Annotated in this window: 10 protein-coding genes; 3 read left to right on the top strand and 7 right to left on the bottom strand. The window is 38.8% G+C overall.

Annotation, left to right across the window (positions count from 1 at the left end; translation table 11 throughout):
• Positions 1 to 152: 152 nt before the first annotated feature.
• Complete coding sequence (locus CN378_RS10775) at positions 153 to 3650, bottom strand: S8 family serine peptidase (protein WP_098351896.1); 3498 nt, start codon at positions 3648 to 3650, stop codon at positions 153 to 155.
• A 199-nt stretch (positions 3651 to 3849) separates the two neighbouring features.
• Here CN378_RS10775 and CN378_RS10770 point away from each other — a divergent pair, with 199 nt between their 5' ends.
• Positions 3850 to 5421 (top strand): hypothetical protein, encoded by a 1572-nt coding sequence (locus CN378_RS10770; RefSeq protein ID WP_098351895.1) that lies wholly within the window; start codon positions 3850 to 3852, stop codon positions 5419 to 5421.
• A 55-nt stretch (positions 5422 to 5476) separates the two neighbouring features.
• On the opposite strand, the gene CN378_RS10765 is transcribed toward CN378_RS10770, so the two are convergent.
• From CN378_RS10765 to CN378_RS10750, 4 genes are all read right to left on the bottom strand, one after another.
• Positions 5477 to 6463, bottom strand: a complete 987-nt coding sequence (locus tag CN378_RS10765) for a C40 family peptidase (protein WP_098351894.1) — start codon at positions 6461 to 6463, stop codon at positions 5477 to 5479.
• A gap of 184 nt (positions 6464 to 6647) precedes the next feature.
• Positions 6648 to 8570, bottom strand: coding sequence for a S8 family peptidase (locus tag CN378_RS10760; RefSeq protein WP_098351893.1), 1923 nt, complete (start codon positions 8568 to 8570; stop codon positions 6648 to 6650).
• Between the two features lie 55 nt (positions 8571 to 8625).
• Positions 8626 to 10059 carry an N-acetylmuramoyl-L-alanine amidase gene (locus CN378_RS10755; RefSeq protein ID WP_257141099.1) on the bottom strand — a complete coding sequence of 478 codons (1434 nt, stop codon included), beginning with the start codon at positions 10057 to 10059 and terminating at the stop codon, positions 8626 to 8628.
• A 242-nt stretch (positions 10060 to 10301) separates the two neighbouring features.
• Positions 10302 to 12587 carry an S-layer homology domain-containing protein gene (locus CN378_RS10750; protein ID WP_098351892.1) on the bottom strand — a complete coding sequence of 762 codons (2286 nt, stop codon included), beginning with the start codon at positions 12585 to 12587 and terminating at the stop codon, positions 10302 to 10304.
• Positions 12588 to 12864: 277 nt separating this feature from the next.
• Here CN378_RS10750 and CN378_RS10745 point away from each other — a divergent pair, with 277 nt between their 5' ends.
• The gene (locus CN378_RS10745) at positions 12865 to 13914 is read left to right on the top strand and encodes an S-layer homology domain-containing protein (RefSeq protein WP_098351891.1); all 1050 of its coding nucleotides are present in this window, start codon (positions 12865 to 12867) and stop codon (positions 13912 to 13914) included.
• Positions 13915 to 14083: 169 nt separating this feature from the next.
• Entirely contained in the window at positions 14084 to 15004 is a 921-nt protein-coding gene (gene murB, locus CN378_RS10740) for a UDP-N-acetylmuramate dehydrogenase (protein ID WP_098351890.1), read from the top strand.
• Between the two features lie 265 nt (positions 15005 to 15269).
• On the opposite strand, the gene CN378_RS10735 is transcribed toward murB, so the two are convergent.
• Both CN378_RS10735 and CN378_RS10730 read right to left on the bottom strand, forming a co-directional pair.
• Positions 15270 to 15731 (bottom strand): hypothetical protein, encoded by a 462-nt coding sequence (locus tag CN378_RS10735; RefSeq protein ID WP_098351889.1) that lies wholly within the window; start codon positions 15729 to 15731, stop codon positions 15270 to 15272.
• 96 nt (positions 15732 to 15827) lie between these two features.
• Positions 15828 to 16721: a helix-turn-helix domain-containing protein gene (locus CN378_RS10730; protein WP_098351888.1), complete on the bottom strand. Its 894-nt coding sequence runs from the start codon at positions 16719 to 16721 to the stop codon at positions 15828 to 15830.
• Positions 16722 to 17120: the final 399 nt, after the last annotated feature.

Genomic DNA, 17120 nt, shown 5'->3' with positions numbered 1-17120 from the left:
GCTATTCTTACAAATTATACTATTATTCTACCAAATATATCATAGTAATCTATATAGTTATTAATAAGTATTTTTTTGTAAACAATGGAAATAGAAAAGGGACTAACCCTTATATCGGTTAGTCCCTTAACATTTAAATAGGTAAAACAGAGTTAATGCATGTATACCTTTAACTCATAAGGTGTAAGACTTGCATTCCCTTGTACATCTTTCACTTTCACATAATAGGTACCTTTACTTAATGGGATCTCTATGACTTCCGCGTCCCCTATAGCATAATAGTCAGATACACTTATAGCTTTACCGTTTTGATAAATAGAAATTTCACCATCCACTTCAAATCCGGTTTCAAGCTTGAATTTAACTTTGGTATTTCTCGGGACTTTCACCGTGTACCAGTCTTCATCACCGTAAGGAACACCTGTGTTCAAATAGCCCTTACCGGTAAAGAGCTTTCCGGTGATATTTGATAATGATAGTGGTTTACTTGGCTTATTGTTTTTAACAACCGACCCACTATCTTCATCTTTCTTGTCTAATGAATGGAATGTTAACTTATACGGGTTCAGACTAAAGGGAACATAACTATCAATATAGCCTTCTACTATGACGAAATAGTTCTTATTCTTGCCAACTTTCACAGAACCAAACGTATCACCCTCTGCCGTCATTGAATCTATACCCTGAGCCCTGACATATTCCTCTTCATCCAAACGTTTGTTATTATTCTTATCCTCAACAAACGCGACCATTCCATATACATCCGCAAATAGCTCTTTAGGGAGCTTCTCTCTCATACTTTTAGGGGCCGTTCCTCTAGCAAATGACACTCCCATGATTTCATCTTTCTTAGAGGAGTAATAATACATATCCATATCTCTTGGAGAAGCAAAGTTCGCACTAAACGAACGGGATGGGATCGGCACCGCTTGCCCCCATTCATTGTTCGGTTCATATTGATCCGATACTCTCCCTGACAGATAAGTAGAGGAAATGGAATATCCATCAAAAGGAATGCTTCCATTAAAGAAATCAGCCTGTACTTTCAAGAAATACGTTTCTCCTTCTTCCAGTACTGTATATAGACTTGATGTCAGTTCTATATCAGACATGCCCCACTTTATGTTCTCTCCAATACCTTCTAGAAACTGCATCGGCTCTTCTTTATCCCCATCTTCAGAGGTGCTCACTTTATACAATTCTACTAATGGTTTATCTTTTGTCTTCTGGTTAATCAGGAATTCCACGACACCTGACCGTTCAGGAGTGATCGTAAACCAATCTTCATCTTCCTGCATTTGAAGGAAACCAGTTTCTGTAGCTCCGACAGCATAAGGCAGTGCCCCTTCTCGGAGCATCTCCAACATATCCTGTTCGTCATCAGCCGGTTTATCTTCTTCATACAGCTCTGCGATTTTCACTCTCTGTTCCTTTACTTCATCGACCATTTCGTCTTCTGGATTCTCTTCATCCCATTTGCCCATCCCATAGTAAGGGAATATATCTTCATCAGGAGGAAGAACTTTTGTATCAATCGATAAAGAATACGGCTTCAATGATGACGGTGCCTCTTTTTCTTGCTCCATCAGCTCAGGATTCATCATAAAATCAAAGAAGCCAAATAAGTTATCGGATTTATTCGATACTTTAGCGTAATACGATACTCCAGGTTCAGCCTTAAAAGTAAGTGACTCACTTTCACTGATCCCGTTAGAGTTTGCATAATACATTGGATCCATGTAGTATTCTTCACTATCATCCATTTCTTTCATTTGTTCTAATTCTTTATACATTTGGAAGTCTTCTTCCATATATACACTGATACTAGAATCCACACCGGCCACTTCCGACAGGTGAATGTTCACCAATCCCTCTTCGTCTACTTGAAATTGGTAATAATCATCATCCTGTCCATCCCCTATAAAATAAAATGGCTTATCATTGCTTTTATAGGGAACAGTTGGAACTTGATAAGGTTTATCTATTGTTGATTGATCTACCGGTAAATCCTTCGTAATCACAGTATTCAACGCATAATGTGATTCCTTCTCCTTGGAGTCATCATAACTTCCGTTAACGTCCTTAACGGTTAGGAGCAGAGTGCCACTGAAAGGAGCAGTGAATAGCTTTCCTTCAGCTTTACCTTCTCTTACTTTATTCACGTCAAATTCTTCTTTATCGCCAAAGATGGAAGTGAACTCTCCAACCAGCTTATAGTCGTATTGAGACGCGCCTTTTAACGTTAACTGGACATTTTCCCCTTTAGATACATTGACTTTGAAATAATGTTCTTCATAAGGTTTAGTGAAATATCCCTTTTTCTCTTTTTCATCCAAAACAGTCGCCTTTTCCATCTTTTGCTTATAGGTCAATTCAGTCGAAACAATCCCTGGAACTTTTTTCGGATCATAAGATAACGCTTTAACCGGATTGATCAAACCATTCGCAAACTTCGTATCGAATCCTTTTTCTCCCAAATCATCCGCTGTATGTTCTAGGATGTACTCGATCTGTGCAGGAGTGAGAGTAGGATATTTGGATAACATCAATGAAACGACCCCGGCAACTACTGGCGTTGCCATTGACGTGCCGCTTAGAGTATAGAAAGTAGATCCTTTCTCATAATCATATAGTGTACTATAAACCTGATCTCCCGGTGCTACGATGTCTACTGAAGGACCGTAAGAAGAAGTTGTTGCAAGTTCTTTCTTTTTGTTAATAGAACCGACGCTTATAACCCCTTCATACCCCGCAGGATAGCTGACCATATCATCTCCCGTGTTTCCGGCCGCTGCTACAACAACAATATTTTTATCTAATGCCTTATTAATAGCTTCTTCAATCAATGGAGATTTCATAGGACCACCGATACTCAAATTTATGACATCTGCCCCTTTGTCAACAGCTTTTAAGATTCCTTCCGCAATGGCGAAATCATAAGCACCCCAACCTCTATTGAATACATCGATTGGCAGGATCTTCACGTTTGGGTTGACTCCGTATCCTCCCACACCATTATCTTTTACAGCTCCAATAATTCCTGCTACGTGAGTACCATGAAAGTCAGGGTTTCCTTGATTCATTGGATTTACTGCATTGTAGCTTGGTAATAGATTTTGCTTTAAATCCGGATGTTTGGGATCCACTCCCTGATCCACTACTGCTACCGTAATCTTGTGTTTGCCTGCAAGCTTTTGGGCTTCTTCTGTTTTAAGCATCTTATGTAAATATTGGGTACCCGCTTTAGGATCAACACTGCCAAGTGGCGTGTAAAGCGTACTCGGACTAACAGAAAGTGTTTTGGTATGCTTAGAAAACGCTTGAAGCGCCTTATGAACTTGGTTTTTATCTTTTACTTTAACAATCATATAATTCAATTCAGGAACAGTCTCTTCCAATGTGACGCCCATTCGTTTTAATTCTGAATAGCTGAATGCCCGATTATATTTCACCGTTAATGTATCTTCGCTATACCCTTTGTGTTTTGATTGAGAGTATTTTTGTTGTAGCAATGGACTCTTTTCAACCAGTGAAGAGACACCTACTTTCGCTTTTGTTTCTGCATAGCCTGATATGGGCAGCAGCAAACTGCTTCCCACTAGCCCCGCTGTTATCCCAACTGACATAAACTGTTTAAATACGCCCTTCAATAAAATCCCTCTTTTCCCATAGATGGAATATTTTTCTTCTAATCTATTTTAATTTGATAGAGACTGTTTGCGCAACTAAATTCCTATTAAAATTTCATTTTCTTCTATTTTCTCATTCTATTTAATTCCTTCTTGCTACCCATTCTGTTTTTATATAAAGTTTATAATGGTAAATATTTTTCAAATGAGGGTTGGATGTATGTTTAGAAAGAAAGCGATTATCGGTATATTCATCTTTGGGGTATTGTTGTCTGCAGGCGGATATTGGTTTTTGAAAGGCAACAGCTTATTGCTTCAGCTGGGAAATCATTCAAAGCTAGAGATTTCTTCTCCTTTTACTAAGGTGAAAGAAATCGATAAAACGACAGAGAAAATTGCAGGCTCTAAGGAGATCAGCCGTACATATGTATTAGTTAGATTCGGAATGAGAGTTGGATACATAAACATTACAACAAGGCAATTACCAAATGGAGACTTCTTTCTCTTCCATAAACTAAGGGCTTTAGAAAATAAGTCCATCGAAACAAATAGCTCACTCATTGTGAATAATCCCCAAAAGGTAGATCTTATTCCTTGGAACGAAACCGAAGTGAGTCACACCCATCATAAGAATTTCGGCACCGATCCAACGACAAATCCGGTGGGAAGATATACTTTTCAAACGAAATCGGAGGAAATTCAACTCGTGCAGGGAAAAACCTTCTTAACGACAGAAATGAAAAAAGAGTATGATACCGGAAATGAGAGTATCATAAGGGAATTAGTCAGGGAACAAAACGCAAGTTCCCTTTCAAAAGGTCATTCATTAAATATAAAGCTACGAGCTGAAGATAATGAAATTAGTGAAACCTGGTCTATTGTCTCTGAAAAAGGTTTCTTCCGAAGTTCAGTCGAGGAAAAGGAATGGATCCAGACCTTATCTGAGAAAAAAACTGAAACAAATAATTGGTACACCAGTGAAGGTCCATATAATAAACTACCATGGTCCATTGAACCCTATACTAAAATGGGATACGGACGCAATTTAGGGGATATGCAAGAAGAAACTGCATTAACATTATATAAAGATAAGGATGAACGCTTCTTTCAGGATCTTGTCTATAATTCACTTGTGGATTTAGAAAAATACAGAAGTAAGAAACATACTTCACTATGGCCGACTGAATACACCAGTACGTGGTTAAAGAAGGCTTATAATACTACTGCTCCTTATTATGATACCAGGCATAATGAATTTATTTCCTACTTCTTAGATGAAGCCTATCAGGCGCTAGACATAAAACAACCAGATAATTCCATCATTCAGTACGCTGACTTTTTAATAGAACAAACGGAAAATGGAAAAATTATCAATACAGAAAATGGCCATTTACTTACTGACTATTTTAAAGAAGGAAGCGCGATAAAGACTCATGCTTCGCTTAACCATGAGCTTGGAGGCATTAAAATCTTACTCCATTCTTTCTTATCATCTGGTAATGAGGAATATCTGTTTCAATCTCAACAGCTCCTAAAAGGGATAGAGGACTTAGGGACTGATTGGATAAGGGAAAATGGAGACTTATGGTATCAAGTAAATCCCGATCTTACCTTTACAGGTAATGACTATGAGCAACTGACGTTAATTGATTTGTTGGAAACACGAGAGCTTTTAAAAGAAGTAAACCACTTTAGCTATCCGATACTGGATGGCCTTATTGACTCCAAGCTGGATTATTTGAATTCTAAAAATATTGAGTATCATCCAAAGGTGAAGGAACTATTGGAGTAAACAAAAATAAACCAAAGGCCGGGCAATGTTAATTGCCCGGCCTTTGGTTTAATCATTATTTAGATGGGTATGTATTATATATAGCAGCCGAGAATTCCGCCCTGGTTGCTTTATCATTCACCCTGAAGCTATTCGTTTGAAATAAAGTGGTTCTATCTTTTTGGTGAAGGGTTGAAATGGCATTGCCAGCCCAGTGATTTGAAGCGACGTCATCATAGATTGAACTTGCCTTTACAACTCCACTGACATTGCCTCCAAACGCTCTTTGAACGATGACAGCCATCTGTGCCCGGCTTAAGTACTCATTTGAACGGTAGGTCCCATCAGGATAGCCTTGGATGATTCCTGATGCCTGCATCGCAACAATATCCTTATAGAAAGATTGATTAGGTGAAACATCAGAATAAGCTGCTTTACTTGAAGTCGGAACATGCAATACACGATTTATGATTGCAGCTGCTTGTCCACGTGTAACAGGCTTGGCAGGTTTAAAAGTCTGATCATCAAATCCATTAATAATATTCTTTCCGCTTAACTCCATCACTGCTGCATAAGCAGGATTAGATTTCGTCAAATCAGAAAAGTCCTTTGTCTGAGAAACTGAATCGAGTCTTTTTCCCGCCGTGAATTTCGGCCCCCAGTACGGGTTGTCCAATGATGAAATCTTAATCCCTGCATTTTCTGCACTTATGAATTGATTATCACCAACGTAGATGCCAGCATGCGATATTCCTGGTTTATATGTATTAGAGAATAAAACAAGATCCCCTGGTTGCAGGTTAGCTTTTGAGACCTTTTGACCAACTTGATATTGTTCTGATGAGGTACGCGGAAGTTTGATTCCGAGTTGCCCATATACATAATATAAAAACCCTGAGCAATCAAATCCGGCTGGAGTGGTACCCCCAAATTTATATGGTGTTCCTATATGTTCCTTGGCTAAGTTTACTACTTCATTTCCAGTGGCAGCTTTTGTAGAAAAAGCAGGTGTCAATAATAGCAAAAGTGTAAGTGTGAAGATCACTTGTAAGACTTTCCTCATTATTCATTGTCCCCCAAATTTTTCTTTTTCTCTTAATCTAGTAAAATTCTATCAAATATTTCCGACAATTTTCATTACGTTTTTATTACAAGTTTATTACTTGAACACACTAAGTTTGTCGGAATGAATAAGATATGAACGAAAAATGACATCAGGTCCACGGACCAGATGTCATTTAGTGTGTCTATTTATCTATAAAATAGGGAGATTCCGCACGAGATAAGAAAACAGAAAATGTAGACCGTCTCATTTCCTCATTCGGTCGGAAGGTTTGATCAGGATAGCCTTGGGTAATAAGAGCTGCCGCTAATCTATAAATATCCTCACTTCCCGAAACATTTGGTCCCACATCTTTGAATGAATAGTTACTGCCACCGGATAATTGATAAGCATGTGAAAGCAGGATAGCCATTTCTGCCCTTGTCACGTATTGATTAGGTTTGAATGAACCATCTGGAAAACCATTTAGAATGTTACTTTCAAATGCGGATTGTATATATCCCGATGCAAAGTAAAGATTACCAACATCATTAAAATGTGTGGATCTTTTATCACCATTTAACCCAATCGCCCTTCCAATTAATGCAACGGCTTCACCTCTAGTAATCTTTCTTGAAGGTGCCAACAATCGCTCCCCGGTCCCATTTAAAATTTGCCGGTCATACAAGTAGATCATGTGAGGGGCATACCAGGAATTCTGGGAAAGGTCTTCAAATGCTGGTGATGAAGTTATCACAGATCGTTTGATTTCAATGTCATCTCCAGTATTCATATGAAACTTAAACAGATAAGAATAAGTACCCGCAACTACGTAATCAGTGAAGTGAGAATCAGATAATGAAGACTCTATTAAGGTTCCATCCCGATAAACATCTACTGATTCTGCATTGCCACTTCCCTCAAAGGTAAAGGAGACAGCACCTGTTCCATCACTTTTCACTTTAACTGTGGGAAAATTGCCGGGTATATCCTCGTCAGTATATTGCCCTATCCCAAATCCATACAAAGGATCTCTGCCTTTTTCTCCTAGATCAAGTGCAGACTGATCGAGCAGTTTTCTTAGATGAGTATTTGATTGTTCAGGATATTTCTCTTTAAATAGTGCCATAACCCCTGTTATATACGGAGCTGCCATCGACGTCCCGGAGAGCGGGGCATATCCATCTGAACGACCATCATATGTATCAAGATTTTTTGGAAAAGTACTAACAATGCTTCTGCCAGGAGCAGAAATTTCGACAGATGGTCCCGTGGAAGATTCATTCATTCGCAGTAAGGACTTCTCCAGTCCTCCAACCCCTATGACACTATCATATTTCGCAGGATACAGGGTAGTATCACCGGTTGCATCTGGACGACCGTTGTTTCCAGCAGCTGCAATAATCGTCATTCCATTTAAATAGGCCTCGTCTATGATCGCCTTCAAAGCAGGGTCGTTCACTGTAGTGGTAAAACTCATATTTAGCACATCAATATCCTGCCGGATTGCCCACTCTATTCCGGAAATGATGGTTGTAGAGGTCCCTGTCCCAGTAAAATCGAGAACTTTAATCCCATATAACGATACATCCGGAGCTACCCCAACGATTCCAATATTATTATTTTGGGCAGCAATAATCCCGGCTACATGCGTACCATGACCATTATCATCTTGGTATCCATCCGTACAATTTGTTTTTAGTACACATATTCCTCCTGCAATTTTCAAGTCAGGATGGGTTTGATCAATCCCGGTATCCAATACGGCTACTTTAACACCCTTACCGGTCAAGTTTGTTCTAACCTCGTTAGTGACGTTCATCTCCTCAAACGCCCACGGAGTCGTTTGGTTGCTTACATTATATGTTTGTTCTTTTTGAGCTTCTTTGATAATTCCTTGATCCTGAAGAGAACGAACTTGCCCAGCGGTTGCCCATACAGATATTGCCGGTATGAATGAAAACTCTTTCTCAATTTGCAATTCTGGATGGTGTTGAATGATTTCTTTACCATTGTCATTTAGAAACAATATGTATTTTTCTCTAGTTTCAGTTTGACCAAATACTGTTGTGGGTACTAAATAAAGTAAAAGTAAACTCACGACTATCACTTTAAATACCTTCTTCATTCCCTCATCCCCTTTTATAAAAAAAGGAGTCTTAATAGACTCCTATATCAGTAGTTTAATGTAATTTAGGTGATGGTGTGGCTTGTAATTCCTGGTATAAATAATCGATACCCTTTAGATTTTCATAGTGATAATAGTAATCGAGAATACCTAAATATATGGCTTTAGCGGCATTTTGCCTATAGGATGGGGATGCCAATTTAGCATTATCTTCTTTTTGGTCGATAAATCCAAGTTCCACTAATGAAGCAGGCATTGTATTCTCGCGTAAAACATGGAAATTCCCATTCTTCTCGCCGCGATCATAAGCATCCCAACTTTGGACCAACCTATTTTGAAGGTAAGTAGCCAGGGCCTTGCTCTGATTTACGTATGGATTATATGCAGCTGACTGAAAATAGTAAGACTCCGTTCCATGTGCAGTTCCATTAAAAGAATTTGCATGGATACTTACAAAGATATCTCCGCCCTTCTCTCTTGCAAAGGTAACACGATCCTGAAGCTCAATCTTCTTATCGCTCTCCCTTGTCATTGCAAAGTTAAAAGGTGACTTCTCCAAGTATCCCTTTACCCTCATACCTGTGTCTAAAACGACAAAACTTTCCTTTAAACCGAATCCTGAAGCTCCATTATCGGGATAGCCATGACCTGGATCAATGATAATTGTTTTGTCAGCTAACAGATCTTCAATATCTGAAACCTTCTTAGAGGATAAATAAGCGGTATGTACGAAACCTTCTTTTCCATCTGCCTGAATAAAGGCCCATTCTCCGATTTCATATCCAACCTTTACTTCTTTTCCTTTATCAAAACTTCCCAATATGGAGTAATAAGTAGAAGGTCCATCTCTGAAGTTTAAGTTATTCGTCGTAACGTATTGAACTTTAGAGAAGGTTGGCTCCTGACCTGCCAGTCGCATTTTGGCATTGATGCTTCTTGATAAGAAAACCGAGAAATCCGAACGCTTAATTGACTGTGTCGTTCCGAACGAACCATCAGACATTCCTTGAGCGATTCCTCTATCAATTAACTGGGCAGACGCAGAACTGATGGTAGTAGATTGATAGCCAAAGGCCCGGCTTATTAATAAAGCCATCTCTCCCCTCGCAACGGGAGCATTAGGCTTGAACGAACCATCTGAATAACCTGTAATGATCTTTTTATCTGCCGCCTCCTGTATATAACCTGAAGCAAAATGCTGACTGCCTACATCTTTGAATTCCGTTCTCTTCTGTGCCCCATTAAGCTGAATCGCACGCCCGATTAAAGCCGCCGCTTCTGCTCTTGTAACTTGTTTGTCAGGATGGAAATAACCATTCTGATCTCCATTTGCTATTTTACCAGTGGCTAAGTAATATATTTCGTCCTTGGCTCTGTGGGAATCTCCTACATCCGGGAATGTTGATGCGTACGTTGACTTGGGTGATACGTTTGAAAACGCAACAATGACTGCGAGTGACAAAATCGACATAAGAAGAAAGCGTTTCAAGAGATTTGTTGCCCCTTTCGATATTTTTCTACATTTTACCACACTACTATTGGGACTTCTATCATTATTTGGATCGATTTTCAAGTTTTTCGACTTGGTGAAGTTAATCCTGTTTCATGTGACATGCATTATATCGGCTCCAAATTAGTAATATTTAGCGCGTTGATAACCTTCCATTTAAAACCAAGAAAAAACTGGCTTCCTAAGTTAGAAGCCAGTCTCTCTGTGGAAAATAAATATGGTTATTCAGCTAATAAATCCAGAGTATCTTTATCTAAAGGAATAGAAGAGGCTTTCACATTTCCATAGCTTTCTACTAAATAACCAAACCCTTGTTCCCGCAGAAGTTCTAACTCATTTCCTTTGAAAGGATGGTTCTCGTTAACTAAGTACGTGGTCTTCGATTTGATCATCTCATCAAAAATAGAACTTCTTGGGTATGAAATTTCCTCGAACAATTTTTGACTTAACAATAAATCTACTAGAGTCAGAGTAGGATAGTCCGTCCCATTAAACACTTTATCCCCATTCACCTGATACCAAAGATTTCCATCATCACGTATCCATTGAGGGTATAGGTTCTCGATTCCAGCCTTTAATTGACGTGCTGTTTTAAAGTACTTATCATCGCCTGTCTGACGATAGGTTTCAATAAGGAAACGCATTTCCCCTAAAGCGTGATTTAAGGATACATGGGTTGTTTTACTGCCTGGAGCATAATAATCCGCTATTAAATGACTTGATACGGTAATGGGAATAATATTACCAATTTCTTTCTGATTCACTAAGAAATCTGCGTACCTTATATTGGCATTACTTAATTTTGATATATTCAGTGCTTCTCCAGCATTCTTTAAGAAAAGAGCCGTATTCTCATTATGTCGAGTGTCGATATATGGCGCGGTTGTACCGTACGCATTTTTCAACCAAGTACTTGTGTATTCTGTTTTGAATACAGGCACATCTCCTTTTGTAAGGGACCCACCTGTAAAGACATCAAGATCGGCAATGGAATTAAGAACAAGATTGTAGAAATATCTTTCTTCAGAACCTGTATATGCCCTAAGATAAATCCCTCCTTGCATGGCACCGATATTTCGTCCGTAACCTAATTTGTAACCGGGTTCAATGGACCAGGGCAACTTTGAGTAAGCCCCGTCAGCTGTAAGCCATTTATTGATGGATCGATATTCATCTACACTGCGTTCAAACCAATAGTCGATGTATTGTTGTTCTTTAAATAGTTTTTCCTTAGAGACAAGGGCCCAATTTTCAGAAATCCCCTTGCTGAGGACTTTCATGTTCAGTACAGCATAAATACCTGACTGATCTTTTTGAATCTTATAACTCTCAAGCTCTTCGTCAAATTCCCGGATGACGGATTTTTGGCCGTTAGCGTACACTTTCTCACGCTGAATAGATGTATAACTTTTACTCAGCATCACACTATTGGTGAGTCCATCAGCATTTTGTAACGTCAATAATCCAATAGGGTGGGTAGTCGGATCGACTCCAAACGTATTGTTATGCTCATGGGTGATGGTCCCGTACTCCTCCATTTTCTTTAAACTGTAAGAGCTTGCATCTTTAAAAGGTAATATGACCGAAGCCGAGTAGGTATTGTCACCATTATGAATGAATTTCGTAAAGACAAAGGTATCGCCATTGTCCAGAGTCCTCAGGGTTACCCGAAGTTCACCAAGGGGCGCCGAAGTATTACCCATTTTGTAATAATAATGAGTGTCCACGGAACGAAGATGATCATTTACTCTTTTTTTATAATAGGATAATGGAACCCCCCCGGTGTTCATCCGAACTCGTACTTTTTCCCCGCTCGCCATCGTAAGTTGGACTTCAGATGGCGAGAGATTCACGGACTCCCCAGGTTCACCCGGTTCCTCAGATCCCCCATCCAGTAATCCTTTTTCTAATAGAAACGTATATAAACGGTATATAAATACTGCAGATTCAGCACGAGTAGCAGTTGAAGAATGGTCTAATGTATTTTCCTTGGTTCCCTGAACGAAACCATAATGAACGACACGCTGAAATGCTTCTAACGCATACTGAGGTACTGAGCCTGCATCTGTAAAGCTCAAATCAGCCCCTTCATTGAAATCTCCTTTATATTGAAGTGCCCTATCAAGCATAACCGCTGCATCCGCTCTAGTAATATTCACATTTGGTAAGGCCTTGCCTTCCACTGTACCTTGAATGATCCCGGCTTTTTTAGCCGCATTGATTTCCTCATAAAGATTGTTTCCCGCTTTAACATCAACAAATCCAGAGTTCCCCTTTGGTAAGTTTAATGCCCGAACCAGAAACGCTACAAATTGTCCACGTGTCACATTGGCGTTTGGTCTGTATGTATGGTCAGGATAACCATTAATAATCTCTTTCTCTACCAATGCATTAATCTCTTCTTTTGCCCAATGGTTGTCAATGTCCGTTAACATTGCCGCCGAAATGGGAATTGCTATAGATATAAGAAGGGAAATCAGCAGCAATAATGTCGTAATTTTCCTCAATTATTTCGCCTCTTTTCATTAGTGTTTCAATTATTTTACATTCAATGACTAGTTAAACATATCTATAGTGACAGGTAAACAGATGATACCCGAATAAAAAGTGGTAAATTTATGAATATATTACAAATACTTTAACTCTCTCTTTGTGGTACTCACGTTATAACTGTTAGGACTTATGATAATCATCACTATTTACCTAGTTGAAAATACATTGATTTTTGGTATGATTTTTAAAGAATGACAAAATTAGTAGAAACTATTTTGAGAGGTGAAATAATTGGCAAAGAAGTTATTATTGCCTTTATCTGTTCTTATTCTTTTGACCCAACTACTTGTAACACCAGCAAGCGCTTCTTCGTTTACAGATATTCAAAATACATTCGCCAAAGATTATATTGAGGTATTAGGATCTGAGAAGATTATTGATGGCTTTCCAGATGGTACCTATCGACCTAATTCAACCATTAAACGAGGTGACTTTGCTAAAATGCTTTCCCTGGCATTGGATTTGCCTTTAAACGCAGATTCAGCCTCAAGCTTTACAGATGTTCCAGAACGCGTAAGGCCTTTTGTGGGAGCACTGATTGACGCTGGCATTGCCAATGGGAAAAAACCTGGATATTTTGGTTCCAACTCCCCTATCACCAGACAAGAAATGATCATCATGTTCATGAGAGCCATGGGTATGGAAGACTTTTCACAGCTACTTAACTTCGATTCAGAGTTCACTGATGAGAGTTCTATTTCCAGAACCGCCTATCCTTATGTATCCTTCGCAGAGCAAATTGGTTTTGCCGAAGGAAATTTGGATGGTCAATTCATGCCTGTTTCTTATGGTACCAGAGCAGCAGCAGCTAAATGGATCTATTTCTTCCTTATTGAACAGGATCTTTATTTTGAGAATGCATTGAATGTCATCGGCATTAACTCGGTGGAAAATTTAAATCAAGTAACGCTGGTAAATAGCTATGAGTCGGTAACCCTTACTTACGCTGATAACACGTCCAAGACGCAATCATTAGAAGATTTCGTTGAAGAAATGTTCTTACGACTCCAATATGATGAGTTTTATCATTGGAACGGATTTGACTATTCAACCCTGTCTGTTAAAGAAAAAGGTGAAATCATTTCATTAATTGTCTACATTTGGGATCAAGAATGGAGTGATTATACATTAAAAGCCTCCCCTGAAAAAGTGGGTTCCAAAGTAAAAGAACGATTAGATTCATACTTTATCAATGACATCAATAAGAAGGACAGTCTCCTCAAGGAAGCCATTTGGGTTGCTGTTGACGAATTCCTTATTGAATCAAATACGTCCAACTAACGACCAACACCATTACAATTCGTTGTAATGGTGTTTTTTTGATATCACTTCCTTATTAGGGTAAAAGGCTTGATTTCTATTCAAAAGGTTTAACTTTCAGCCCAGTTAGGCATATAATGAAAGTGATGGTTTTAAAATGAATACTAACTTTTAAATAGGACTGATTTAGATGATCGATAAAAAGAAATTATTAACAAGACTGACCAGTGTCGTTGCACCGGAGAATGTTAAGACCGATGAAATGCTTAGAAACCATTTATATACAAAGCTTGGCGGAAAAGCAGACTTTTTCGTGACACCCACCACATATGAAGAAGTTCAAGAAGTTGTAAAGCTTTCCAATGAAGAAAATTATCCATTTACCTTACTTGGCAACGGATCTAACCTGATTGTAAAAGATGGGGGAATCAGGGGAATTGTCCTTCATCTTAAAAACTTTGATGAGATAAAATCAAATGGTTCACAGCTGGTAGCACAAAGTGGAGCTGCCATCATCGATGTATCCAGAAGGGCATTAGCGGAAAAGCTTTCCGGATTGGAATTTGCCTGCGGTATCCCGGGTACTGTCGGCGGCGCTTTATTTATGAACGCGGGTGCTTATGGTGGTGAAATCAGCGATGTGTTGGACTATTGCTATGTTGTTGATCGTAAGGGCAATTTGGTGAAGCGTACAGCGGCCGAGTTAGAACTCGATTACCGTCACAGTAATATCTCTGAAAAAGGCGATATTGTACTGGAAGCAACCTTCAGCCTAAAGCCTGGTGATTATGAAGAAATCAAAGCTGTCATGGATGATTTGACATTTAAAAGGGAATCCAAACAGCCTCTTGAATTTCCTTCTTGCGGAAGTGTATTTAAGCGTCCCCCAGGATACTTTGCAGGGAAACTCATCCAGGACAGCGAGCTACAAGGAACGAATTTCGGCGGTGCCGAAGTATCAACCAAGCACGCAGGATTCATTGTAAATAAAGACAACGCCACTGCACAGGATTACATCTCCCTGATCGAACATGTACAAAAGACGGTAAAGGAAAAATTTGATGTAGAGCTGGAACGTGAAGTACGAATTATTGGGGAAGACTTGGAATAGACATAAAAAGAGGCTGGGACATAACTAAATCTATACACTCTAAAGACGAACAATTAGATCACGTGTTATACCGCTGTTGATGTATAGATTAAGCTTTAGCACTAAAAATCAAAAATCCGAACGAGTTAGGTTTTTATCAAACCACTCGTTCGGATTTTTCTTTAGCTGAAACCCTTTTGTCCCAGCCTCTTTTTTGTTTTCAACAATCATGCACCTTGTCACCTAAATGGTGTTCCCTCTCATTCCCAGCAGATTGATATTACTCTTAGAAATTATAATTCCACAACACCCTCCATTTACCCTCTTCCAAAGCTACATAGCAATTCTGGCTTATGACCAGCTCGCCAAACTGGCTTTGAAAAATCAAGTCGACTTTGGCCTTTCTCACATTTCTAAATGTCAGTCCATCTTGATTGAAAATGAATTTCTTTAGCCTTTCAATTTTCCCGATATTCACTTCAAATTCATCTACACCCATGTGACCCAAAAACACATGATTTTTCGTTTGTATATAAGTGGACTTTGGAAACAGGGTTTTCATCTCCGGATGAAACAATTCCCATGCATTACCGAAATCCCCTTCTTTCTCAAAGTCATAAAATTGCTTGATTACTTCTTCTGGTGTTTCAGGTTCTTGGCTTTTCCCTATAAACATGAAAAGAGCCGCCCCGATGAGGATGAGGACACCTACCCCAATGATTAGTGGAACCGGACTCTTCCTTCTCATCTTTTCACCTCTCACTAGCCAGTCTATACTTATCCATATGAGAGATCGGGATAATGTATGTGACAAGATTGGAAACAAACGTTGGCTTCAACACCGTTATGTATTTTGAACCCGGGAGATTAATCCTTCTTTCCTCTTTCTAAGGTAATCAAGGTAAACATGTTCATCCTGCAGTTCAAAAATCAGGATAGCTTTTTCAAAGTAAGGAAGTGCTTTTTGATATTGCTTTAGAAGTTCATAATTGTATCCTACATGATAATGTAGATGGCCTAATGCATACATATTCTCTTCGTTAATACTCCAACGAATGGCTTCTTTACAATTTTCGTTCGACTTTTCATATCTCTCCAGTCGTGTATAGAGGCGGGCAATATTATACAATAAACGCGTCTTTATAGCTTTATCGTGAAGTTGCTTACTTCCTTTCAATCCATTCTTAACCTGCTCATAATATTTAAGAGCCCCATCGTAATTTTCCTCTGAAAAATCAATGACACCCAAACTTAGCATGATCTCCATTTCTCTCTCTGACAAAGCTTTCTTATGATCATAGGTTAAGCCAAGGGCTTCATGCAGAAGAATTCTGGCAGTCACTTTATCTTTCAATACTTCTTGTGTATAAATCGCTCTATGCCACAAGAGAAGCTGACTATTGAAGTCAGTTTGGTTAAATATGGGGTTCTTCTCCTCCACTTTCACAATATCCATCATTTCTTCGTAATGATGCTTTACCCTTAACTTCCGTAGTTGCCTTTCTACTTCCTGAACATAATCAAGGCGGGGGGTTGTCCCAATTTCAAAGAAATAGTTCACATCGACACCCAGTTTCTTAGAAATTTGATAAAGAGCAGTCGCACTTGGGTAAATATCCCCTTTTTCAATACGACTGATGAGGGCTTGAGTACATATCCCTTCAGCTAACTCTCCTTGCGTCAATTGAACACCTTTCCTCAACTCTTTGATCTTTTTTCCGATAACCGAATAGTCCATACACCCACGCTCCACAAATATTAATATATTTATATATTACCAGAAAAACGAGCATTATCTTTAGGTAAATCTTCATATCCTGTCCCTAATAGACTCAGACCGTAAATACATAGATATAAAATCTATGTTTTAATAAACCTAACGACAAATTACAATACCTTTTGATGGCATTTCCCCTTGTGGGATGTGCTCTTTTTTTTGTAGAGGGACGAACCTCTTATTCACTATTTTATAAAATGAGCTACTGATAAATATTAATATCTTTATATTTATGTAGGAAATAAAGATATTTACAAGCTTCCCACCATTTTTTTAGTGTAAATGAATCATTAACAAGAAATCATCCCATCTCAAGATATGATTTAATAGAATTAACGACAAATTACAATACCTTTAGAC

This window comes from Bacillus sp. AFS015802, assembly GCF_002561455.1.
Taxonomy (GTDB): Bacteria; Bacillota; Bacilli; order Bacillales; family Bacillaceae_B; genus Rossellomorea.
The sequence above is the reverse complement of the archived record's forward strand: the minus strand, read 5'-3'. Positions and strand labels throughout refer to the sequence as shown.

What these genes read in the sequence shown, in the direction of transcription:
- murB (WP_098351890.1), top strand. Translation starts at nt 14,084, where the DNA reads ATGATCGATAAAAAGAAATTATTAACAAGACTGACCAGTGTCGTTGCA.
- CN378_RS10730 (WP_098351888.1), bottom strand. Translation starts at nt 16,721, where the DNA reads ATGGACTATTCGGTTATCGGAAAAAAGATCAAAGAGTTGAGGAAAGGT.
- CN378_RS10735 (WP_098351889.1), bottom strand. Translation starts at nt 15,731, where the DNA reads ATGAGAAGGAAGAGTCCGGTTCCACTAATCATTGGGGTAGGTGTCCTC.
- CN378_RS10760 (WP_098351893.1), bottom strand. Translation starts at nt 8,570, where the DNA reads ATGAAGAAGGTATTTAAAGTGATAGTCGTGAGTTTACTTTTACTTTAT.
- CN378_RS10765 (WP_098351894.1), bottom strand. Translation starts at nt 6,463, where the DNA reads ATGAGGAAAGTCTTACAAGTGATCTTCACACTTACACTTTTGCTATTA.
- CN378_RS10770 (WP_098351895.1), top strand. Translation starts at nt 3,850, where the DNA reads ATGTTTAGAAAGAAAGCGATTATCGGTATATTCATCTTTGGGGTATTG.